This is a genomic window from Mycoplasma sp. 4013 (assembly GCF_054353875.1).
This window is the reverse complement of the sequence record NZ_JBTHHK010000002.1, coordinates 135,256-161,229: the sequence shown is the minus strand read 5'-3', so window position 1 is coordinate 161,229 and position 25,974 is coordinate 135,256. Positions and strand designations below refer to the sequence as shown.

13 protein-coding genes are annotated in these 25,974 nt (G+C 28.7%); 7 read left to right on the top strand and 6 right to left on the bottom strand.

Annotated features, from left to right (window positions below; genetic code table 4):
- Window positions 1–239 precede the first annotated feature (239 nt).
- The 6 genes from ACXYRO_RS01410 to ACXYRO_RS01385 all read right to left on the bottom strand — a co-directional run bounded on the left by ACXYRO_RS01410 (window position 240) and on the right by ACXYRO_RS01385 (window position 16,202).
- The gene (locus ACXYRO_RS01410; RefSeq protein ID WP_458614088.1) at window positions 240–9,458 is read right to left on the bottom strand and encodes a beta-N-acetylglucosaminidase domain-containing protein; all 9,219 of its coding nucleotides are present in this window, start codon (window positions 9,456–9,458) and stop codon (window positions 240–242) included.
- Window positions 9,459–9,677: 219 nt separating this feature from the next.
- Entirely contained in the window at window positions 9,678–12,623 is a 2,946-nt protein-coding gene (locus ACXYRO_RS01405) for an AAA family ATPase (RefSeq protein ID WP_458614087.1), read from the bottom strand.
- Entirely contained in the window at window positions 12,610–13,320 is a 711-nt protein-coding gene (gene rnc, locus ACXYRO_RS01400; RefSeq protein WP_435129096.1) for a ribonuclease III, read from the bottom strand. Before rnc ends, ACXYRO_RS01405 begins: the two co-directional genes overlap by 14 nt.
- Complete coding sequence (plsX, locus tag ACXYRO_RS01395) at window positions 13,313–14,281, bottom strand: phosphate acyltransferase PlsX (protein ID WP_458614086.1); 969 nt, start codon at window positions 14,279–14,281, stop codon at window positions 13,313–13,315. Before plsX ends, rnc begins: the two co-directional genes overlap by 8 nt.
- On the bottom strand, window positions 14,281–15,906 hold the full coding sequence (locus ACXYRO_RS01390) for a DAK2 domain-containing protein (protein ID WP_458614085.1): 1,626 nt from the start codon (window positions 15,904–15,906) through the stop codon (window positions 14,281–14,283). Before ACXYRO_RS01390 ends, plsX begins: the two co-directional genes overlap by 1 nt.
- Window positions 15,906–16,202, bottom strand: coding sequence for a hypothetical protein (locus ACXYRO_RS01385; protein ID WP_458614084.1), 297 nt, complete (start codon window positions 16,200–16,202; stop codon window positions 15,906–15,908). Before ACXYRO_RS01385 ends, ACXYRO_RS01390 begins: the two co-directional genes overlap by 1 nt.
- Before the next feature lie 96 nt (window positions 16,203–16,298).
- On the opposite strand from ACXYRO_RS01385, the gene recO reads away from it, so the two are divergent.
- The 7 genes from recO to fusA all read left to right on the top strand — a co-directional run bounded on the left by recO (window position 16,299) and on the right by fusA (window position 25,700).
- A complete protein-coding gene (recO, locus tag ACXYRO_RS01380) occupies window positions 16,299–16,970 on the top strand; it encodes a DNA repair protein RecO (protein ID WP_458614083.1) in 672 nt (223 codons plus the stop codon).
- Between the two features lie 102 nt (window positions 16,971–17,072).
- Window positions 17,073–18,728 carry a hypothetical protein gene (locus tag ACXYRO_RS01375; protein WP_458614082.1) on the top strand — a complete coding sequence of 552 codons (1,656 nt, stop codon included), beginning with the start codon at window positions 17,073–17,075 and terminating at the stop codon, window positions 18,726–18,728.
- A gap of 1 nt (window position 18,729) precedes the next feature.
- On the top strand, window positions 18,730–21,120 hold the full coding sequence (locus tag ACXYRO_RS01370) for a S8 family serine peptidase (RefSeq protein WP_458614081.1): 2,391 nt from the start codon (window positions 18,730–18,732) through the stop codon (window positions 21,118–21,120).
- A gap of 18 nt (window positions 21,121–21,138) precedes the next feature.
- Window positions 21,139–22,431, top strand: a complete 1,293-nt coding sequence (locus ACXYRO_RS01365; RefSeq protein ID WP_458614080.1) for a hypothetical protein — start codon at window positions 21,139–21,141, stop codon at window positions 22,429–22,431.
- Window positions 22,432–22,672: 241 nt separating this feature from the next.
- Complete coding sequence (gene rpsL, locus ACXYRO_RS01360) at window positions 22,673–23,086, top strand: 30S ribosomal protein S12 (RefSeq protein WP_435129073.1); 414 nt, start codon at window positions 22,673–22,675, stop codon at window positions 23,084–23,086.
- 34 nt (window positions 23,087–23,120) lie between these two features.
- Window positions 23,121–23,591 (top strand): 30S ribosomal protein S7, encoded by a 471-nt coding sequence (gene rpsG / locus ACXYRO_RS01355; protein ID WP_435129070.1) that lies wholly within the window; start codon window positions 23,121–23,123, stop codon window positions 23,589–23,591.
- 18 nt (window positions 23,592–23,609) lie between these two features.
- Complete coding sequence (fusA, locus tag ACXYRO_RS01350) at window positions 23,610–25,700, top strand: elongation factor G (RefSeq protein ID WP_458607319.1); 2,091 nt, start codon at window positions 23,610–23,612, stop codon at window positions 25,698–25,700.
- The last annotated feature ends 274 nt before the right edge of the window (window positions 25,701–25,974 follow it).

Genomic DNA, 25,974 nt, shown 5'->3' with positions numbered 1-25,974 from the left:
CAAACTCTCGAAAAAATTGACTGTCATGTTTTATATCTAGTTTTCAAAGAACTTTAAAAGCATCTAAATGCTTCGTTATTTATTATATCACAATATTTCATATTTCAAAATATTTTTTTTTGATAATGTAATTTAGATAAAATTTGCAATACTTAATTTATCTTATCATAATATTTATTAATTACTAATAATTTTTGATATTTTAATAAAAAAATCGCTTTTATAAGCGATTTTTATGTTTATTTTTTGTTCTTGCGACGTTTAAGATGGAAGATTAATCCTAAAATTGCTGCTAATGATGCTAACACAGCGATAACAACTCCTGCAATTACTCCACCATTGCTCTTAGGTTGAGGTTTTGTTTGCTCTGGTTTTACATTTTGCTGTCTAGAAACTTCAGTTTCAACTTCTTTTTTAAGTGTTTCAAGGTTAGCAATTTTTTCTAAACTATATGAACCTGATTTTAATGTATTAAGTCTGTTTTGGTAGTCTGCTTTTTTGTTATCTGTATCAGGAAGTTTGTTAATTTCTTCTTGTGCTTGACTAACAGCATTATTCAATGCTTCTGTCATTTTTCCTTGAGCAACACTACTATTATCTAATTCATCATTTAAATCTGATTCTAATACATTGTAATCTTTACTTGATACCTTAGCGAGTTGGGCTTGATATTTACTTCTTTGCACATCTGAAATACTTGGATCAGATAATCAGGTTGCTAATTTTTGTTCTTGTTTTTTAATCTTATCAAGTTGTTGTTCTTGTGCCTTTTGCTCTGAAAGCTTAGTTTCGGCTTGAGGATCTACTTTCAATACATCTGCTTTAACATCAGTGTAAACTAATAATTTTGCATCGTTATCAAGATTATCTAATTCGGATTTGGCTGCAATTTTATCATCACCTTTTAATGCATTTACTCATGATGTAAGTTTATTCAAGGTTGCTTGATATTGGTCTTTAGCTTGTTGTTGGTCTACAGAAGCTTTTAAATCAGCGTTTTCGTTTAATAATTTGTCTTTAAGTGTTTGATAATCAGCAAGTTTTGCATCTGATTTAGCATTTAATGCTGCTAATGCATCTAAGTAACTGCTTTGTTTTGCTTTAGGTAAGTTTCTGATTTGCGCATCGAGAGCAATCTTAAATTCAGCAAAACTCTTAGCATCGGCTGCGGCTTTAGCTGCTTGATCACTATCTGCAACTTGTTTTTGTAATCCTGAAATTTCAGAATATATTTTTGCTTTAAGGCTATCAAATTGTTGTTGGGTAGCATTTGGTCCTAATGCATCCATTTGTGATATATATTCAACTTGCTTAGAAGCATCAATAAATGAAATAATATGCATTAAATCAGCACGATTTGCTTGATAACTTTGATCTTCTAATAACTTTTGCACTGCTGGAATTTCTTTTAATTTATTTTCTAAATTATCTAATGCTACAGTTTGTTTTGCTTTTAGTAATTTACTATCAGTAAGCATTGCTCTAAGATCTGTCTGTTTATCAGCAGGAAGGATGTTGATTAAATCATTGATGTTATTTAAAGCATCGGTATATGATTGAGCTTTTTGCTCTTGAGCTATTTTTGCTTTAACAAGAGAGTTTTGACTAAGTTCGTTATATAAATTATTTACATAATCAACTTGTGGGTTAGTATTTGAATAAATTTTATTTAATTTATCCAAGTTTTCTTTATTAGTTGGACTGTCATTTTTTTGCAAGTATTTGCTAATTGCATCATAAATTAATTTGCTGTCTTGTGCAACTGCTAAATCCACATTATCAAATAACAACTTGTCTTTAAACGCTTTTAAATCTGCTAATTGACTTGGATCTTTAAATTCATTAAGTTGTTTATAGTAATTAAATTGTAAATCAGGTGCTAAGGTTGCAATCATTTTTACAAGTTGATCCTTAAGAATATCAAAACTTGCTTTTGCATCTATATCTTTAAGTTCAGGTTTTAAAGTAAATATTTCTTTCTTAAGAGCATCAAGTTGTTCAGTTGTAGCTGCTGCATTAACCTTATTTATCAAATCTTGTTGATTGCTTTGATCAAGACTCTTAATTAAATCTAATAATCTTGGTTTTTGTGCATCTGCATCGACTGCATCCATATATTGTTGTGCATTTGAACCTAATACTGCTTTTTTAAGGTCTGTTAATTGTTTGAATTTTGGATCAAGTAACTCTTCTTGTGCTTTTGCTGCTAATTTTAATTGGTCATTTAAACCTGAAACCATATCATTAAATTTAGCTCTTGCTTTTCTTACTTGTCTATCTTCGAATCCTGTTTTAATATCAGAGAATTTAGTTAAGATTTCATCTTTTAATCCAGTAAGTTTATCCACATCATTTGCATATAGTTTTGCAAGTTGTTGGTAATTTACAAACACTGGTGAATCTTTTAATGGATTTAAATCAAAGATTGTTACTAAATCATCTGTTAATTTATCTATCTTTTTCTTTGTTTGATTTTGTGCTTGTAGTTTTGTATATGTATCAGTTAGACTTGGACGAATTGTAACCATTTTTTGATAAATTTCGTCCAACTTAGCATTTGCTTGATCATCCATACCATATACATTGATGTCGTTTAATGATGAAATAATATCTGCTTGATTGCTTTGTGGTAATGATTGAGCAAGTTCTAATAAAACATCTTTTCTAGTTTTAAGTTGCTCAATTAACGCATCTAAGTTTGCTTTTTCTTCTGGAACAAATGAATTATAAAGGTTTTCATATGCTTTGACTTTATCAGTAACTGGATTTAATCTTTCTTGATAATCAGCTGCTAGTTTTGGTGGAAGCAATGAAATGTATTTATTCAATTTATCAACTGTTTGGTTATATGCATCTAGTTTGCTTTGTGCATCAAGTTTTTCTTTTAATTTTGGATTATTTGCTAATAATGAATTTTCAATTGCATCAAGGTTTAATGATACCCCTTTTATTCCATAAGAATTTAAACGAGTTAGAAAATCATTTTGCTCTTGGGTTGGTAAAAATTCAGCTAACTTCTTAAGTTCATCAATTTTTGCTTTTGTTGCAGCATCTGGAGTAGTTTCTACTGGTGCTAAATCTAATATTAATTCATTACTTAATGCATTTAATACACCTAATGAATTTGCATCATTAACTTTTTTAATAAATGCTTCTTTAGTAGTAGCATCAGTAATAACTTGCGCTTGTGATGTTAATTTTTCTTTTGTTTTAACAATTTGTGCATCTAAAGCAATTTGTGCATTTTGTGCATCGGTGATTGCTTGCACTAACTTTTGAACATCCAAGACACTTTGCACATCAGATAATTGTTTAGTTAAATCTGCTTTTACACCAGCATCAGTGATATTTGCTAATGCATCTTTTGCTTGTTGTTTAAGATTATTTAATGATTTTTCATCCTGATCAACAATTGCGCTTCTTAAATCAGATAATAATGATCTTAATTCATCATCTGAAATATTTGCTTTATTTGCTTTTGTTTTCAAATCATTTAAAAGACTTTGATCAACACCTGAAATGCTTGATAAATTATTAAGCATACTTTTTACTTCTGCTTTTGCTACATCAGAATTTGTTAATGCTAAAGCATTTGTTGCATCATCAAGTTCTTTTTGTGCATCTGTAATTTGTTTATCAGCAACATCATTTGTAAAAGCACGTTGTTTATATAAATCAGCTAATGCATTGTATTTTGATGTATATGTGCTATATGAATCGATAGTATACACACCATTTTCATTTGATACTTTAGATTTTTGTAACTGTGCAACTGCAGCATTTTGTTTATCAATATTTGCTTGAACTTGTGCTATAGCAGCATCTATTGCAGCTTTAGAAGCATCAATAGTTGCTGAATCTGCATTTGGATTAGAAGCAATATTTCTTTGATCAGAAATTATTTTATTAAGTTGATTATATAATGATGGATAACTTTGATGGTATCCTAATGCTATATCAGTTAATTTGTCTGCTTCTTTAACAAAGTCTTGATATTTAGCACCACGTTCTGTTAATTGTGATTTAACCGAATCCATTAATGCACGAAACTCTTTGTTAATTGCTATTAAGTCAGTAACCTTGGTATCAGGCGAATTAACTTTATCTTTATTTGCTTCAACAAAATCTGCTAACTTAGCATATGCTTGTGGGTTGTAGTGGGTTAATTGTGCTTTGATATCTTCAAATGTATCAAAATCTCTTTTTACTAAATCACGAGCAAATACAGATGGTTTTAATGAATCTTGTGCTGTTTTTACATTTGCTAATAATTGATTATATGTTGGTTCAGTTAGACTATTAGGATCTGCAACGGCATTTTGCAATGCTGTCACTGCATCTTGGTATTGTTCATATGATTGATCAGTATATTGGTTATCAGCATTGCTGATTACATTCGCTGAAGCACTAGCAACTTGATCTGGTGTTAAAGTAACTTTTGCATATTTAATAACATTTTGCATACTAAAGTATACTGTATCAACTAGTTCTTGGGTAGCAAGAAAGTCCTTGCTTACAATTTGCTTTGCTTGTGCTTTAAGTTCATTGTATCTGTCTTGATCTTCTTTGCTTCATTGACTTATGTAATCTGGGTCTTTTGTGATTAAAGCACTTAATTGAGTTTTATCAGTTGCATTAAGTTGTTTATTATGGAATCCGAATAACTCAGTGATTTTAGGAACAGTTTTTCCTCATGTAATCTGAATACCAGTAACATATATATCACGAGGAATGGTAAATGATGTATCACTACGAGATAATTCACCTAGTTTTTTATATTTTAATGTGTTATCTTTTGTATCAAAATATTGTGCAGATACACTAACATCTGGATAACTTGTATCAGTGATAATTCTTAAATCAAGATTATCAAAGTAACCTTTTTCATTTCGATAAAGAATTTGTGAATTAGGGTTTTTTGGTTGATAGAAAGTTGTTGCATCACGATCAATCATCTTTTCTGGACTATGAGCATCATCGATTCCAACCGCAGATACAGCTTCACTTGAATCTTTTGGTGTTAATCCAGTGGTATCGAAACGATCATCATCATTAACTGTATATACCACAGGTGTAACTTTTGCTTTTAAATTAGTAAATGATAAATTAACATTACTTCTACCTGTATTTATTACACGAACAAATCTTGCATTTTTAGCAACAGATACATCAGTATTGTCTGCATTAATTGCTACATCAGTTCAGTGGAAACCATCTAGTGAATATTGAACTTTAATATCTTTTAGTGAATCAGTATTCATAGTTTTTGAATTTTCAGTAGTCCCTGAAGCTTGTTCATCTGCTGCTTGTTTTGCTTTTGAAGTAGATGAAGCAGCAGGTGCAGGTGATTGTGAATTTTGTTCTCCACCAGAACTACTTTCTTCGGACGAAACAACATTTTTATGGCTTGTTTGATCAGCAACACTAAATGTTCTAGAAAGACTAGTCAATTTATAAACAGAATTAAAGTCTATACCTACTGAATCATTTGGTTTTAAATCAACAGTAACAGGAGTGTTATGTGTTCCTTCTTTATTATATAAATCAAATTCTTTTCCATCGAAACCTGTTGATAAAGAACCATTATGATTTAATAAGTATTTAGAAATATTAACACGTCTTTCGATAATATCTACTGATTTAATGTTTCAGTGTGTTAATGTGTTTGTTGGTGTTGGTTGTGGTTGAGACTGACTTGATGGTTCACTATCAGTTGCTTGTTGTGAAACAGCAACTGCTTGCGGTTGCGCAACTACATGTTCAGCAATAACTTTTAATCCTGTTCATTCTTCTTTGTAATTTGCAGTAGTTTGATTACTAGAACCAGAAGTTGTTGTTGAATGATCATTAATTGAAATAGTTACTTCCCCAGTTTGTGCATCCTTAGTGGTAGAATATCTATCAGATGGGATATTAAATACTTCATTATTAACAAGCCCTTGGATTTCAATATCAGATACTTTTGCTTGTGGATCTTGTTTTATCTTTACTTCTGCTACTTTTGCTGGACGGTTGAAATTAATTACAAAATAATCGTTATCTTGGATTGTAGTTTGTTGTGTTGAACCTGTTGTATTATGTTTAAATGATGCAAAGGTGGCATCGTTTGAATCGGTTAAATTTGATAATTTGTTATTAGTAATTGCTGAATCTAAAACAAGATTTAAACCAGTTGTCGGAAATAACTTTAAATCAGCTTCATTACTTAATGATTCAAGTTGGATATTACCGATAGTTCAACGACTTCCTTTATCGTGTGTTCCTTTAACTACTAATCTAAAGTATTGGAATGTAGCATTTCCATACACTGTTTGAATTGCAGAACCATTTAAGTGCCCGAATCCAAATTGTTTTCACTCACCAGTGCTTGGTTCACCATCTAGATACTCAACTGCAAAATCATTCATTCTATCACCTGCATTTTGATAGGTTTGGAATAAATATAGTTGGGTAATATTCATTTTTTCAGGAAGTTTAAATCCAATGCTTTGATTTGCTTGTCAACCACCTGATGGAGTTTGTAAATAAATTCCATTTGCTGTACCATTTGAATTGTCAAATAATAAATTAGTATTGTTCGCAAGTTGAAGCACTAACCCATTTGTTGCAGATGTTGAATTTTTATCATTAACATTTTCAGATGCTTGCACAAGGGTAATTTTTGAATTAGAATCAGTTGATGAAATTGATGGATTTAAATCTTGTGCATAATTAACTGTCTCATCTTTATTAACAATAAAACTTACTAGTGAAAGCATATTATCGCTAGTTGAATCATCTTGATTATTAACTATTCTAATTGCTGTTACATTTGCAATCCCGCTTTCACCTAATTCGGTTGTTCCTCATGTTGCGGTTGGATCACTTACAGAACCTGCAACTGACTGTGGATTATTAGAAGAAACTGTTAAATTAGTTATATCTATATTTTTTTCACCTTTATTTTCTTGTAAGTCTTGTCATTGATTTGGTTTATCAGATGTTTGATATTGTAATTTTAATTTAGATAATAAACGTCATTTTTCATATCACATCTTTACATATACATTATGTAAGGTTATTGGACGACTGAATTGGTATCCAAAATAATCACCCTTTTTCATTCTTTTGTATTTTCCATCGGAACTAATATCAAAAGTAAATGTTGAATCACTATTATCTGCTTCTAAATGACTTGGATCTCAGTCGGCTCTACCATCGCGACCTAGGTTAGTAAAGAATGTTTTTTGCACCGCACCTAATGATGAATTATCCGCAGTTGCTAAAACATTATTATGTAAATTAGTTAAAAAATCAGTTAAATTACTTACAAAGTTATTCAAATCTGAATCACTTATTTGAATTGCTTTTAAAGCACCCTTAATCATAGTTTTATATGTTTGTGAGCGATTGTAGACAAGTTTTGCTTCTTGGGTTAATTTACCAAATACTACAAAGTCAAAATTTTTGTAAGCAGTTGTGGCATCTAAAGCAATAATACCCGCATTAGCTAAATCATATAAAGATTGCAATCAAGGTTTTGTTTGTAAAACAAGTTGACTTTTACCAGCCGCTAAAAATACATAATTAATATCATCTACTAGTTTTGATAATTTTGCTCTTAATCCATTGATATCACTTCTTGAAACTGAATCGATTCCTCTACGAATTGAATCACCGATTCCTCCTAAATAAAAGTTAGGTGCAGAGTTTATATCAGTTGATTCAACTGGAAATCCTTTGAAGTTATAATTGAAATTTCCATTAGATAATCAGGTTCGGTTAAAGTCTCAATATAATTTATAAAAGTGAGTTGAAATATTATATAAAGCATCTGTTAATTGTGGATCATTATAACTTTGGTCTACTGCAAAGTTTAAAGCATTAAGATGGGTTCTTTGTTCAATTCTTAACGAATCTGAATCAGTTAATTTGTTATTTACTCAACGTTTTCATGCATAATCTGCAAAATCAAATAAAGTTACCTTTGAAGGTCCTTCCATTTGGTTTGGATCAATTGCGATTCCATCAATTTTAGCAAACTTATAATTGCTTTTGTTAGGATTATTATCACTTATATCTTGTAAGGTTTTTAATCAGAATTGGTTAATTCCTAACATCAGATAATCTAAACTACTTTCACCTTTATGTCAGTTTTGAATATAAATTATTTTTTTGTTTCCTGCAGTAAAGTTATTAGAACCATCAATATTTGGTCAATCAGTTCCAGAATCTATATATAATTGTACATTTGAATTGAATTGATCATAGTAACTTTTAAGGGATGTACTTCCATTTTTTGGATTTGAACGGTTTCGATAATCAAGATATCCAATCTTTGCATCTAAGTCATCATATCTTTTACTTTGTTCATTTCATCATTTAACTAAATCATCTAAAAATGCTTTTTGTTTATTTCCAATAGTAGTGTAATCTGATTGAGATAAAGTACCAGTAGTTGAAACTGCATCTGCAAATGGTTCATTGCTAAGTGGTGTTGCAATAACTATATCTTTAACACCAACATCTAAAAGTTGTTGTATTTTAGTTTTTAAAAGAGGTAATTTATCATTCATATTTGCAGCTGTGATTTTATCAGAACCTACAAATGGATTAATAAAATATACAAATTTCATTCCATTATCTGAAGTTGCTTTAATCAATGTTTTAATATCTTTTAATTCATCTTGGGTATATAAAGATGATCATAATGTAGTGGTTTTTAAATCAGTTTGTGGTTGGTAGTAATATCTGTTGTATTTTAAGTAACCAGCATAGTTAATTAAATCTAATTTGGATGCAAGGGTGCTAATTGATGAAGTATTTCTTAGTGACAGTCCACGTATTTCACGATCAGCTCAGTCTTTAATGGTGAAATTGCGAAGTTGGCTTCCATCAATTTGTTTAAAGATATGTCACAAAGTAGTGGCACCATAAAATGCTGCATCAGCATCTTTAGCATACAATGTAATAAAATTATTTGATGATCTTAGATAATATGCATCATTTTGACTAAATAAATCTGCAGCATTATCTGAAGAACTATCTTTTAACTCACTTGGACTAATACCAACTGTATTTAATAAGTTATCAACAGTATTATCTGAATCACCTTTAATACCAATTAAGATATTGGTTTTACCAAATAATAAATTTTTGCTACGAGTAATATTAGAAATATGTTTTGATTTTAAAAGATTTTCAAATCTTTTAATTGTAGCTTCTGATACACTATCATCATAAACGATGTTTACTGTATCAGTTAATGAATATGTATTATTTCCTCCATAATTGATTTGTTGCACACCTGGATAGACTTTGTAGTCAGGTAAAGCAACTACTGGATTGCTTGTTGGGGTGCTTGCAGGAGTTTCAGTAGCAGATTTTGCTGATGAATCACTTACACCTGTAGCACTAATAGCAGCAAATAGTCCCAATGAACCAGCTGCTGCTAGTAATGTCTTTATTTTCTTTTTCATTTTCATATTATAAGTTTATTAAATTTTCCAAAAAAAAAAAAAAAAAAACGGATAAAAATAATTTTGTTTCTCCGTTTTTGTGGTAAATTGCTTTTATTTCATATTTTGATAAGAAAATATGAAATAATTAAAAATTTTGCAATAAAATATGTTGTTTTTGTTGTAATTTTCCCTTCTTTTTCTTAAATAAAATCTAAGAAAAAGAAGGATTTTTATATATTATACACTTGGTGTATTTTCTTCTTGGGTTGCTAATTTCTTAGCATCTTCTAATTTAACACTGAAAAAGCTAGTAACTCCGCGTTTTTGCATTGTTGCGCCAAATAAAGCATCTACTCTTGACATTGTTCCTGGGCGATGTGTGATAACTAAAAACTGGGTTTGTTTTTTAAGTTCTTGTAAGTATTCAGCATATCTAACCACATTTGCTTCATCTAAAGCCGCTTCTACTTCATCCAAGATACAAAGTGGTAATGGACGAGCTTTTAAAATTGCAAATAATAATGAAATTGCAATTAATGATTTTTCTCCACCTGAAAATAATTTAAGATTTTTAACAGATTTGCCTGGTGGCTGAGCAAAAATACTAATTCCGCATTCGAGAATGTTTTTCGGATCAATAAATTTAACTTCCGCACTTCCTCCACCAAACATTGATGAAAATACTTTATGCATCTCAATGTTAACATCATCTACTATGTTAGTTAAACGAGCAACAATTTTTTTATTCATTTCTGAAATCGCTTCATCACATAAACGTATTGCTTCGGTTACTTCATCACGGTTTTTGGTATTAAATTCATAACGTGATTCAACTTCTTGTAGTTGTTCAATGGCTTCTAAATTAACATTTCCAAGTTCTTGAATTTCATAACGCTGTTCCTTTACTAATTCTTCGGCAGCAACTGGTGACATATTTAATGGATAATTCTCAATTGCATATTCTAAAGTTAATGCATAATGTGAACTAAGACGTTCTTTATGTTTTTCGAGTAAGTTTTTAGATTTTTCAAATGCAGCAGTTTTTTCACGAAATGATTCATTAAGAGTCTTTTGTAATTTCGAAATTCTTTTGTATTCTTCTTCTCAACTTAGTATTTTTGCATCAAGTGCTTCTTTTATTTGTGTATTTGAACTGATATCAAATTCAAGTAGTTGCAATTGCTGTTGTAGTTGCGCAATAGTTTGTTCAGAAACATCTAATTCGCTGATTTGCTCGTTATTAGCAGATGAAATTTGTGTTTGTAATTTATAATTTTCAATTTTACCGAAAGTATCTTTAACTTGGTATGATAAATTAAGATATTGTGAGTTATAAGAAGCTTGATAAGTTTTTTGTTGTTGTAAACTTTCGTTATCTTCTAAAATAGTTTTTGTTGTTTGTGCGATAACATTTTTAATTCCTGGAATCAAGTCTTTAAGTTCTTTAATTTTTTGATCAAGACCTAAAATATCTTCGCTAGCTTCAACAGTTCCACCAACCATAACTCCACCAACACGCACGATGTCACCATCTGTGGTAACTACCATATATTTTTTTTCAATAATTGTTGATATTTCGTTGGCTGATTTAATATCAGAAACAACTAAAACATTACCTAATAAAAATTCATTTAGCACTTGATATTTGTTATCAATTTCTACCAAATCTTTAGCAACACCCACAAAACCAGGGTGATTTCGAACCACTAATAAATAATCATCACGGATAAACTTACCTTTAATTGAAGCAAGAGGAATAAATGTTGCACGACCTCCGTTATTTTTTTTAAGGAAATTAATTGCTTTAACAGCTGTATCAGAATGATCAACTACTATATGCTGTGCAGCATTTTTCAAAATTGCTTCTAGGGCAGGCAGAAATTCGTTAGGAATCTTTATTAAATCTGCTACTAGTCCTATAAATCCTTTAAGTAATGTTTTATTTTCTAAAACTGTTTTTGTTCCTTTGTATAAGTTAGTAAAATTATTTTTCTTTTCTTCAAGAATTTCAAGTTTTGAAATTAATTTAGTATATTTGTTCTCTAAATCCTTGACTTTTATATTACCATCGTTAATTTTACTTTCTAATGTAGTAATATTTTCAGTTGCATGATTTCGTTTAGTTTCCATTTCAGATAACGATTCACTTAAATAACGATATTTTTCTTGCAAAGTACGTAATTCACTTAAAATCGCTGAAATACGCTCTTTTTCATCGAAATTTCCTTGTCCACTGGCAATCATTTCACGACGAGCCCGGTCTGCAGAAATGGCTTTTTCGATATTATTAATGCGGTCTGATAAACCTTGTTTTTTACCCGAATCACTTGATAACTTACGGTTTATTTCAATAACTTCATCGCGTTTATTTTTAATTTTGATATCTAATTCCTCAAGTTGACTGTTATATTGTTTATCAGTTTCATCAACACCTGAAAGATCTTCTGTTAATGTTTTAACTAATTCACTATGTTTTTTTATTTCGTGTGCTAAATAGCCTATTTCAACACTTTTTAACTCTTCAGCCATCTTTTTGTATTTTAGCGCTTTTTCAGCATGGATGCGCAATGGAGTAAGTTGTTTTTCTAATTCCTTTATTGATACTTCAACCTTTCCTAAGGTTTCTTGGGCTCGTTCGAGTTTTTTTTCTGCTTCTGCTTTACGGAATTTATATTTAGAAACCCCGGCTGCTTCTTCAAAAATTAATCTGCGATCTTCATCAGATGAGTGTGCTATATCCGAAACGGTTCCTTGCGAAATAATCGCTAACGAACTTTTTCCTATTCCTGTTTCCATAGCAATTGCTTTAATATCTTTGTGACGGCATTTTTGGTTATTGATATAGTATTCATTTATCCCTTTACCACGCTCTAAAACACGAGTAATTGAAATAACATCTGAATCAACCGAACTAAGACGATCCTTGTTATCAAAAGTCAATGTTACTTGTGCTTTTTGCATCGGTTGCACAGTTTTTGAACCAGAAAAAATAACATCTTCCATTGAATCACCACGTAATTCTTTTGAACTTTGTTCCCCTAAAACTCAGCGGATTGCATCGTTAATATTACTTTTACCAGAACCATTGGGTCCTACAATACCTGCAACTCCACCATCAAAGTGTAATACAATTGGATCTGCAAAAGATTTAAATCCTAATGCTTCTATTTTAATTAATTTCATCATTTCCCTTCATTTTCATTTTATTTAAGGCTGCTCTTGCTGCATTTGTCGTAGCTTCTTTTTTAGAAGCACCACTTCCTATTCCGTAAATCATATCTTCGTGAACGGCTTTAGCTATAAAAAGCTTATCTTTTTCTTCAAAAATATAATGAATATTGTTTTTACTAATGCTTTGAAAATATTCTTGAAGTTGTGTTTTAGGATCCTTGTTACTTTGAAATATATGATGTCCATCTACACTTATATTGCTTGCTAGTAGGTGTTTTTGCACAAATCATCAAGCCTTTGACATCCCTTGATCTAAATAAATTGCTCCTAGAAAAGCCTCAAAAATATCAGCTTGTACTTTTGGTGAATCTAAAACATCTGTATGCATTTGTCCATTTCCAGTTTTTAAAAATTTTAAAAGTCCAATGTTTTTAGAAACTGCTCCTAAGGTTTCGGTTTGCACCGCTGATGCTCTCCAGCGCGAAAGTTCACCTTGTGATTTATTGGGAAACTTTTTATATGCATAAATTGCTATCATAAACGACAACAGCGAATCCCCTAGATATTCAAGCCTTTCATAATTTTCTAACTTAGTTTTATCATGTGTGTTATATGATTTATGAGTAGTTGCTAGTTGATAAAATTCTATATGGTTTGGTTGTATTCCGATATTAATCAAAAAATCAATGAGATGTTGTTGTTTAAACATTTAATGCTACCTTTAGTTTATTCAATAAATCCTTAGAAATTGCATTATGCATTTGTTTTAGTGCTATATAAATAGATAATTCATCTGCTGCACCATGGATTTTTAATGCAAGGGCATTGATACCTAAAACTCATGCATTAGCAACATTTCGAAAGTCAAGTTTTTGTGCTATTTTTTTAAAACTAGGTTTTAATAATAATGCCCCTAATTTAGCAAAAAAACTTTGTTTAACTCGCTGCTTAATTGCTTGTTTGAAACTTATAACAGCACCTTCATAACTTTTAATGACTAAATTTCCACCGTATCCATCAATTAATCCTACATTTATGTTTCCTGCAAGCAAGTTTCGTGTTTCAGAAAAACCGATATAGTTAAGTTTTTGATCCGATTCTATTAAACTTTGTGCTTCTCTAACAACTTGCAAGCCTTTGTATTCTTCAACCCCGACATTTAGCAGTGAAACAGTTGGATTTTGCTTATTAAACATTGTTGTATGAAATGCTGATGCTAATTTTGCTCACTCATATAAATATTCGGATTTTACTTCAAGGTTAGCTCCTACATCTAATAATAAAAGTTTTTCATCATTCAAACAAGTAATAATCGGCATAAAAGCAGGCCGAGAAACATTATCAATACGTTTTAGTTTAAAAGTCAGTGCTGCAATATAACTTCCTGAATCACCCCCTGAAATCACTCCATCAGCTTTATTTTCATTAATAATATTAATTGCTGCATTCATCGAATTATTTTCTTTTAAACTTGCTCGGATATTTCTTGGATCGCTTGGTTTATTTGGATTATAAATTATTTGGATATTCGGGTGTTTGTTTATAGATTTATCAAAGTTACCAACTAAAATAATTTGTACATCTTGATAATTATTAACAAATTTTGCTGCTGCATTATAAGCAACATTAACACCTAAATCTAATCCATTTGCATCTAAAACTATTTTCATTATTCAACTCCTATTAAGAATTGATAATTAGGTTGATTACCTTCAACTACTTCTATTTGTAAATCATAATTTGCTTCAAGGTAATTACTTAATTCTAAAAGTGTTGCTGTATCAACATCATCTCCGTAATATAATGTTATCATTTGAGATTGTTTTTTTACCATCTTAGAAATTAACTTTTTAAAAGTTATTGTTAAATAGCGTTCTGAAGCAATTATTTTTCCATCATGAATACCTAAATAATCACCTTTTCTTATAACAATATTATTTATCTTTGTTTTACGAACTGATTTAGTTATTTCACCAGTTTGCACATCAGATAAACTATCTAACATTAATTCTTCATTTTCCTTTGCACTAAATTCTGAATTAAAATTTAAAACTGCTGTTAAACCTTGAATTTGGGACTTTGTTGGAATGACAATAATATTTTTATCTGTGACAACTTGCGCTGCTTGTTGTGCTACTAAAATAACATTAGAATTGTTAGGTAAAATAAAAACATTTTTTGCATTTACCTTAGCAACAGCATTAATTAAATCTTGAGCAGATGGATTTTGGATTTGTCCAGATTCAACTACAAAATCAGTTCCTAATTCCTGCATTCTTTTGATTATTCCGCTACCTAAATTACATGATACAAGTCCACATTCAGCCATTTCATCAGATGTTTTTGCATAAATTGATTTGGAATTGTTTGCTTGCAAAGTCATATTTTCAGATTTTATTTTAATAAATTCACCGTATTTTTGTGCTAGAGTTAAAAATTCTCCAGGTTTAACTGTATGACCATGCACCTTTAACAATTTATCATCGTTAACTATTACTAGTGAGTTTGCTATTTCTTCTATTTGTTTTGAAAAAATATTTTTATCAAAAGAATGTGGATTATTTAAATCAACTAAAACCTCAGTGCAGTAACCAAATTCACCTGAATATATTTCACTATCTGAAACCAAAACCGATATATCATCTCCGTTTTCACTTTTTTCAACTGGGTTTCCTTTTAAATATTCAAAAAAACCTTTAAAAATGATATATAAACCTTCTCCGCCACTATCAGTAACCCCAACTTCGCGTAAAGTTTTTAATTTATTTGGTGTTTCATCACAACTCTTTCGCGAAAAATCTAAAACCTTAGTTCAAAAATCAAGCAAGCTCACTTCCGTTGCTTTCAAAAATTCTTGATTTAAATTTTCTGATGTTTCTCTGATAACAGTGAGCATTGTCCCTTCAGTGGGATTAAAAACCGATTTATAAGCACGGTTTGTTGCTTCTTGAAAGGCGATTAATAACTGTTTTAAATCTAAGGATGCTAAACCAGAACAAGCAAGCGAAAATCCTTTAAAAACCTGTGATAAAATCACTCCAGAATTACCACGAGCTTCATACATCATATTTAAGGCAAGTTGCTTAGTAACTTCAGAAATAGGTAAATTAAAATAAGATTCATCTAATTTAGCTATTGCTGCAGAAATTGTCGATGACATATTAGTTCCTGTATCTCCATCTGGGACTGGAAAAACATTTAAAGCATCAATGCGATTCTTAGCATTAACTAATGCATTTGAACCCGAGAGCATCCCTTGTAAAAAGGTTTTACTATCCAGCAAAATTTTTGACATTATTTAATCCCTTCAATGAATATTGTTAACTTGTTAAATTTTAATTTATTTTTTTTCATTTCAAACGCTAACCTTTGATGAAATTCTGCGATGATGACTTTTGCAAAAACATCTGCTATTAAAGAAACTGCGATAAAAAAACTATATCCTTTCGGTGTTTGAATAATATTAACACGATCTATTAGTTCTGTTGTATCTGTAACTATATCATCATCAGAAAGTGGATTTATTTCCATAATTCCAGGTATTGATTCAGCAATCTTTAAAAACATCTCTTTGATTTTTAACAATTCCATTATGCCTACTTTCGATATAATATGCAAATATATCTTAAATATTATTGATTATATTTTATAATATTATTAATATTTTTTAAGAAATTAAGGAGCAGAATGGCACTTTTAGTCGCAAAGGCAATTGTATTAGAAATTATTGAAAAATCAGAAAATGAATTTTATGTGACTTTTTTTAACGATAAAGGTGTTTTAATTCTTTTTGCACAAGGGTTAAATAAACAGTTATCTAAAAATCGTAGCAACTTACAAATTGGTTCATTGGTTGAAATTGAATATTTTTCCGCAAGATTAAAAGGTAGAATAGGTAGATTAAAAAGAGTAAATTTATTGCATATTTTTAGTATTACCAGTTCTGATACAAACATCTTTCTGCTAAAACTTATCAAACTCTTTAAAAACTTGAAAATACCAAATCATATTTTTAATTTTTACACTTTAAATATGGATAAATTTAAAAAAGACAATTTAAAAAAATATTTATGTGTTTTTTATGCACAAAGTAGTGTATATTTTGGTGTAAAACCTAGTTTTAATAAATGTAGAATATGTCATCAAAGGAAGAACCTTGTTGATTTTAGCATCCTTGAAGGCGGTTTTATTTGCTCAAATCATAATCTTAATGATACAAAAAACCAAGAACAATTACTTTTATATTGATACTTATATTATCAACCAGAAAAATATGTCAAATTAGTATCACAAACAGAAAATATATTGTTGCTTAATCAACTCAAACACATAATTTCCGAAGCAGGATACTATTTATAAGAAATAATTTGTTTTATGTAAATAGTTGCGTATATTTTTATTATTTATTTTCTATTTTAGTAAATAACTAGTCGTTTTGAATAAAATTTATATAATTTAATTATGATAAAATATAGCATTAAAAAAATAAAAAAATTGTTTATTTTACTTTTTTTACCAACTTTGTTAACTTTAATTTCTTGCTCGCATAATCAAAATAATGAAGCAAAACTAAGTCAAAACATACATAATGAAAAATCAAATATTTCATACAATATAAAGAAAGATATTTTAAGGAAACTTTTAATAAATTCTACAAAGAAAGCTATGGAATTAGATAATGATAGCAAATTTTACAACCTTGTCGATTTATTATTTTCCAATGAAATTTATAACAATAAATATTCATTTTTACTTATGGATTATATCAATAAAATGAATGAATATCATAAAAATAGTTTTAATCAAAAACAAAATAAATATTATCAATTGAAGCTTTATAAACGTGACCATCTTTATTTTAATTATCTTTCTTTTGTATATTTGTTAATGAAATATGATAATGAAAATAATCAGATGATAGATATAAACAATATGAATTATTTACAAAGTAAAAATATCAAAATTAATATAAAAGGTATCCCAAAACTTGAAATTAACAAAGAAATCTATAATTTTGTTAATAATTCATATCACTTTTTAAATGATGAATCAAATAAAGAATATCAAGATAGCATAAGAAACTTAATAACTAAAAACTTTTTAAGCAATTCATTAAATTCTTATCAACTTTATAGTATTGACTATTTAGAAAAACCAATAACAAACTATATTCACAATGATGATTTATACAATAATGAATATCCACCTTTGTTAGAGATTTCAAGGACATATGGTTTAGATAAATATGACTTTGAAGATACGCCCGATATTGACTGAATCTACTATCAGCGATATCTAAAATATGACAAAAGTAATTTTCCGGCTCTAGATGTTTTTATTAAGAAAAATAATTTGGTTTATCCTGCTAAAAATGATACTGGCACTAATCTTTTTTTAACTGACAGTACAGATTTAACAAACATAAATAATAATTATGCTTTTTCAAGAAACATAATAAATAAAATAAAAAATGTTAATGTATATAAAGTTAACTATAATGAAGTAAAAAACATCATTAAATATAAAACAAATCATACTAAAAAAGAAAGACATATTTTATCATTTGATATTAATGATAATTTAGAAAATAGTGAATTGTTTCTTTCTTTCAAATCTTATCCTATTAACAATGACACTAACATAATAGTCATAAATGTAGATAAAATAGATAAAAAATGATTTTTAAATGATTTTGTTGATTTTTTCTTGCAAAATCACACTAAAAAATCTGAAAATATTAGTTACAACTCAAAATCATCATCTTTTGTTATAGATATTACAGATGAAATAGAAAACAAAACTAATAAAAAAAATATATTTTTTGTTAACTCTTATGATTTATACACACAGAATATGAAGAAAAATGAATATAAATTCTTCATAGAAAATAATTTTTGAAGAAATTACACAATAAATAACAATATAGAGAATTTACTTGCTACATCAGATAGTTTTGATATGAGATTATATGATAAAAAGGATAATTTTAATATTTATTATAAATGATATGCCGATTCAAAAACTTTATGAAAAAAAGAAACAAATAATAACCCAAATAATAAACCATGGACAAGTAATAAAAATATAGAAATTAAAGGATATTCAGCAGAGGATTAATATGAAAAAAAATATAAAGAAATTTCATTGGTTTTTCAGTCTTGTAAGCACAACAATAATAACTGTTTCTGCTAATACATCAGCTCAAAAATATAACGAATCAATTTATATTAATAATAATTCTTATATTAATTTAAATGTAAATGACTATAATAAATTGATTAATATGTATGTACCATATTACAATAAACTCGGTTTACGCTACGAAAGAGGTAATAGCTATTTTACAAATGAATTTGATAAAGTAGGAATTATCGAGTTAGGAAATGTCGATCAAAATTTACTTTTCTCAAAAAATCCTGATTTCAAAATTAAAAAATTTGATATTGATAATTATCAATATTCAAATCATGCATGAAATGTTGTTTCTACTATTGGTACTGATTTTGGAATCAATAAAAATGCAGATATTTATTTTTCAAATAATTTTGATATACCAGATAGGAAATATTTTGATGTGGGAACAAAAGGAGATGAAGTTTGGAAACAAAAGGCATATGATAATATTCTAAAAAGAATGTATGATAGGTATGGTGTTAAAATTTTTAATATAAGCATTGGTCAATTAGATACACCATTAGATGGTTACTTTTTGAATTTTTCAGATAATATAAAAAAATTATTCATAAATGATGTTCAAAGTTTTGAAGATAATTATACAACAGAAGAAGATGATGAACAAAATTTTTATGCTTTATCAAGTGCGATAATTAATTTTTATTTTGATACAAATGAGAAATTTAATCACTCTATTACAAAGAACTGAGATAATTTATTAAATGCTATTAATGAACAAGCACTAATATTTGACTGAAAAGTTATCTTCTCTGCAGGAAATTCAAGTGATGAAACAGTTGATGCATGAGAAAATCTGGATTCATATTTCGATAAAAACAATTTCTTTATCAATGATAAAGATAATCATTTAATAGACATTAATTGAAATAATGTCTTTAAAAAATTTAAAATTGTAGCAAAAAATATTTATAAAAAACATTATAGTAGTTTTAAGTTATATCCTAATTCAAAAGACATAAAAGGTATTTATTTATTATATGACTTTTTGAAAAATAAAGTCGAAAAGAATAACTATATTTATCATAGCAATACCTATGATGATTTTAATAATTGAGAGTTCGGAAACCAGTTAATAAGTTCTCGCAATATTTTTAGTGGACTCTTAAAATGAGAGAGCATAAAGAACAAAGAAAATATAATTAATGTAGGATCTGTATCATATGATAATAAACCATCCGATTTTACATCGTTTGGTAATTCTAAATCTCCATATTTGCCTTTAATTTCTGCATATGGATCAAGTTTAGCCGAAGATGAAACAAAGATTAATAAAGATAATAAAAATCATTATTCAAGCGAGGAAATTAACTCTATAAACAAAAGATTACCTGAATATTTAAAAGAGAAAATTAATTATGCAATGAATTTTAATGGTACAAGTAAATCAGCACCAATGATTACTGGTTTAATTTCATTATTACAGCATAAATTACAAAGAGAATTATCATTGAATGAAACAAAATTACTTCTGATAAGTTCATCAAATTATGCATCAACAAATACAGCAAAATTAGGTAACTTAGATGTTGCACTTAATTATAGATCTAAAATTTTCCCAAGTGAAATTTGAAGAATAAATAGACAAAAAAACAAAACTGGGTTTGGAATACCAAAATTTTTCAAAATGTTTAAGATATACAATGAAAATAAAATAGAAAAACTAGATTTCAATCTCCTCAAAAAACAAATAGATGAGTATCCAAGAAAAGACCCAGAAGCAAAAAGAGATAGCTTGCCTAATTTTCAAAATCTCAATCATACATTTGTCTCTTCATATAAAAGTTTTTTTTCAGATTATATCGAAAAACAATATTCAAATACAATAAAAAAAGAATATGATAATTACAATCCATGAGTTATTTTAAAAACATATATTTTTGAAAATGATAAGAAAAAAACAATAACATGAGATAATAGAAAATTCGATGATATAAACAAGGTTTATGAACTTACAGGTTATCTTAATTCTGTTTTAAAAAATGATAAAAATGAAATAATATATAAAAAACGTTGAATGAAATGATTAAGAACAGACTATTCAAACATCGATAGAATATATTTTGGTAATTATAAATTTCTTTTTAATCCTGAATATACTTTATATATTTACCTTATCGAACTAAAACACTATATGTTAGAATATACTGATGCTTTTTATGATAAAAAACAGAAAAACGATGCTAATTATCAGCAAAATAAGAAGAATAATATATACGAACAAGAATTAAATAAAAATCTTATGATTTTAATTGACGGATACTTTGAACACATAAAAGAGAATTTAGAAATTTTGTCTTATTATGAACATAATTAAAGGTTAATTTTATTAATAATGAAAAAAAATAAATATCTTTCTCTTTTTTTGTTATTTTCAGTTTCTTCTATTACATTAACGTCTTGTGGAATAAAAAATGAATTAAAATTTGATTTATCAAAAGAACTTATAAATAAGTCAATACATTACTTAAACCAAGATGGACAAAACTTAGTTAGAAAAATTAGTGAACATAAGAATTTAAATAATGAATTTAAAAAACATATAAATTCTTTTTTAAATTCATTATCAAACTATGACAACAATAAAGAATACTATAATCAATATCTAAGTTTTCTTAATCAAATTATAGAAATACAAAATGATACATCGTTAATAAAACTTTCCGATACAGATCACTATATCGGTGATAAAAACATCCAAGCATTTTATAATCGAAGTTATAGTTATAATATACAAAATGAATTAAATCATATAATTTCCGTTGAACACAGCGATAATCCAAATAAGAATAAAATTCCTGATATTTACATCAAAGAACTCTCAAATATTTATTCAACTATCTTTGATTATAACAATCCGTTTCTTCTTTCATATGATACAAAAAATCAAAATAATGTAGATTCTGCATTACAAAAATCTTTTTATGATGACAATTATTTGGATACAAAATGAAATTTTGAAAACAATTTTTCTCCGAGAATACTAAATCCTGAAATTTTTGATCTGAAGACAAATAAATCACAGGAAATAATAAATTATTTGGACCCGATTAATACATATTTTCCTTTTCGTAAAATTTTGCGTTTTCAAATAAATGATGATTTAAAACAAAATGATTACTATATAAAAATTCAAAAAGAGAAATTAACTAGTGGTTCTATTTTTATTAGTTTTAAATTTGTTAAACAAAATAAACCAATCAGTTTTAATAAATATATTCAGCAAAGGTATGCTAAAAAACCTTTATTTGAAGTCAATAAACCACAAAGCACCTTATTTATAGATATTTCTAGATATTTACAAAAAAACATAAAAAATAAGATGTTATTTTATATTTTCGCTTACGATGCCGATTCAAAAAATACTGAGGAAAAAATTTATGATTCTTTCTTGAAGAATCAAAACATTTGAAAATATCAACAACCTCAAAAAGAATCCATAAGAATTTTCCATCTAGAAAACACAATAATTTCATCTGAAACCTTTGATTTTACATCTGCATTGGTTTATAATAAAAACGATAAATTAAAACAAGAGTATTATCGATTATTATCATTATTATATAATGGAAAATCTGCGCTTTCTTTGTTTGAAAACTATAAAAAATACAACAAATCAAATCCTTAATTTGATAAATCATTTAAAATTGGGATATATCAACCTTTTATGCATGATGCTTTATATAATAAAATCTGAATTTTAGTAATTTTGTAGTATAAAAATAATAAAATTTATATTTTGTAAATTTTTATCCCTTGTATATAGTAATAAAAAACTGTAAATATGATACACACGGAGCAGTTGTTAGTGTATAATTAAAAAGCAATTTTTATATCATTATTGTTAATATTAATTTAGAAAGGATAAAATGCCAACAACTAATCAGTTAGTTACAAATGGTCGTAGTTCAAAGGTTAAAAAGCAAAATGCGCCTGCTTTAAACCAAAGCTACAACTCATTAATTAAAAAATCAAAAAAAATGGCTTCTCCATTTAAGCGTGGTGTATGTACTCGTGTCGCAACAATGACACCTAAAAAACCTAATTCAGCATTACGTAAATATGCTCGTGTTAAGTTATCAAATACAATGGAAGTTACAGCGTACATTCCAGGAGAAGGACACAACTTACAAGAGCACTCAGTGGTATTAATACGTGGTGGTCGTGTTAAGGACTTACCTGGAGTAAGATACCATATTGTTCGTGGAACACAAGATGCTGCTGGGGTTTCAAAACGTAATCAAGGTCGTAGTTTATACGGAACTAAAAAAGAAAAGAAATAAGCATAATAATTAATTTTAAACATAAGGAGGACAAATGTCAAGAAAGAAAAGTGCACCTATCCGTGAAGTACTTGCAGATCCAGTTTTTAATTCAGTAGTTGTTACAAAATTAATTAACCAAATTATGCTTGACGGAAAGAAATCTATCGCACAAGATATTTTATATTCAGCTTTTGAATTAATCAAAAGTAAAACTAACAAAGAGCCAATGGAAGTATTTTTAGCTGCTGTTGAAAATATTACACCACAACTTGAAATTAGAACAAGAAGAATCGGTGGAACTAACTACCAAGTACCTACCGAAGTTCCTACTCGCAGAAAACAAACATTAGCATTAAGATGACTTGTTCAATATGCTAGATTAAGAAACGAAAAAACTATGGATGTTCGTTTAGCAAACGAAATCATTGATGCATCAAATAAAACTGGTGGAGCAATTAAAAAACGCGAAGACACCCACAAAATGGCTGAAGCCAACAGAGCTTTTGCACATTTTAGATGATAATCAAAGTTATAAAATAATATGGCAAGAGATTATGATTTAAAAGATTACCGTAATATCGGTATTATGGCCCACATTGATGCAGGAAAAACTACAACAACCGAAAGAATTTTATTCCATACAGGTAAAATCCATAAAATCGGAGAAACCCATGATGGTGGTTCTCAAATGGACTGAATGGATCAAGAAAAAGAAAGAGGAATTACCATCACATCTGCTGCTACAACAGCTTTTTGAAAAGGTAAAAGAATCAATATTATTGATACCCCTGGACACGTTGACTTCACCGTTGAAGTTGAACGTTCATTGCGTGTTTTAGATGGTGCAGTCGCTGTCTTAGATGCACAATCTGGTGTTGAACCACAAACTGAAACAGTATGAAGACAAGCAACAAACTACAAAGTTCCTAGAATAGTTTATGTAAACAAAATGGATAAAGCTGGTGCTGATTTTGCTGCTTCAGTTGCTTCTGTTAAACAACGTTTAGGTGGAAACGCTGTTGCTATTCAGTGACCAATTGGTGCTGAATCAGAATTCAAAGGAATTATCGACCTTGTAACTCGTGAAGCATATACATATAATGGCGAACCACAAGAAGAAGAATTTGCAACAGCAATCCCAGATGATCTTAAAGATATCGTTGAAATTAAACGTCAAGAGTTATTAGAAGCAGTTGCTGCTTTTGATGATGAATTAATGATGAGTGTTTTAGAAGGACATGAAGTTGAAATACCTGCTTTCAAAGAAGCAATTCGTAAAGCAACTTTATCTTCCGAATTCTTCCCGGTAGTGTGTGGAACATCATTTAAAAATAAAGGTGTAAAAAAGATGATTGATGCTGTTGTTGATTATCTACCATCACCTGTTGATATTCCAGCAATCAAAGCACATGATAACGAGCATGAAGTTAGTGTTGAAGCAACCGATGATGGTGAATTTGCCGCATTAGCTTTTAAAGTTATGAACGATCCTTTTGTTGGTTCTTTAACTTTCTTCCGTGTATACCGTGGAGTTTTAACAAAAGGGAGTTATGTATATAACTCTACTAAGGGAGAAAAAGAAAGAATCGGACGTGTATTGCAAATGCATGCCAACAGTCGTGTCGAAATTGATGAATGTCGTGCCGGAGATATTGCTGCAGCTGTAGGTTTAAAATATACTACAACTGGGGACACTTTAGTTAATGAAAAAGGTGCAAAAATCATCTTAGAAAAAATGGTGTTCCCCGAACCTGTTATTTCTCAAGCTCTCGAACCTGAATCAAAAGCAGCTACCGAAAAACTTTCAATCGGATTACAAAAATTAGCTGCTGAAGATCCAACCTTTAGAACATATACCGATGATGAAACAGGTCAAACAATTATTGCTGGTATGGGTGAATTGCACCTTGATATTATTGTAGATCGTTTAAAACGTGAATTCGGAGTTCAAGCAAAGGTTGGTGCTCCACAAGTTTCTTACCGTGAAACAATCACAAAAACAGCAGATGTCGAAGGAAAACATATTAAACAATCAGGTGGTAAAGGACAATATGGTCATGTTTGATTAAAATTTGAACCAAATCCTGATGGTGGTTTTGAATTTGTTGATAAAATTGTTGGTGGAAAAATCCCTAAAGAATACATTAAATCAATTCAAAAAGGACTTGAAGAAAAAATGGCTGCAGGAATTTTAGCAGGATATCAAATGATTGACATTAGAGCAACATTATTTGATGGTTCATACCATGATGTCGATTCATCTGAATTAGCATACAAAATAGCAGCTTCTAAGGCCTTAACAAAAGCAAAAGATATGATTGGGACTGTTTTATTAGAACCTATTATGGATGTTGCGGTTGTTGTTCCATCAGATCATATGGGAGATGTTATCGGTGATTTATCACGTCGTAGAGGACTGGTGAATGATCAAGAACAAAGAAGCGATGGTGCAGTTGTTGTTAAAGCAATGGTTCCGCTTGCTGAAATGTTTGGTTATTCAACCGAACTTAGATCAATGACTAGTGGACGTGGTACATATCAAATGCAATTTGATCACTATGAAAAAGCACCAAAAAACATTGCTGATGAAATTATTAAACGTAGAAATATTCAATCTAAAGACGAAGATTAATATTAACAATTTCATAAAATAATAACAAAACACAAGAAAATTTCTTGTGTTTTGTTATCTTAGATATGGATTTTATGTTTACTTACAACTTATTTCCGTATCATTATATCTACTTTATTTTTAGTAGAAGACTTATAAATACATACTAATAACAAATAAATAAAAATTACTTTTTTGCATTATAATTTAAATATAAAAAAGTAACAAAACAAATTTATAATGCAACGCAAATGATACATTATACAAAATTTAATACGCATAAAGAAAGAATTTA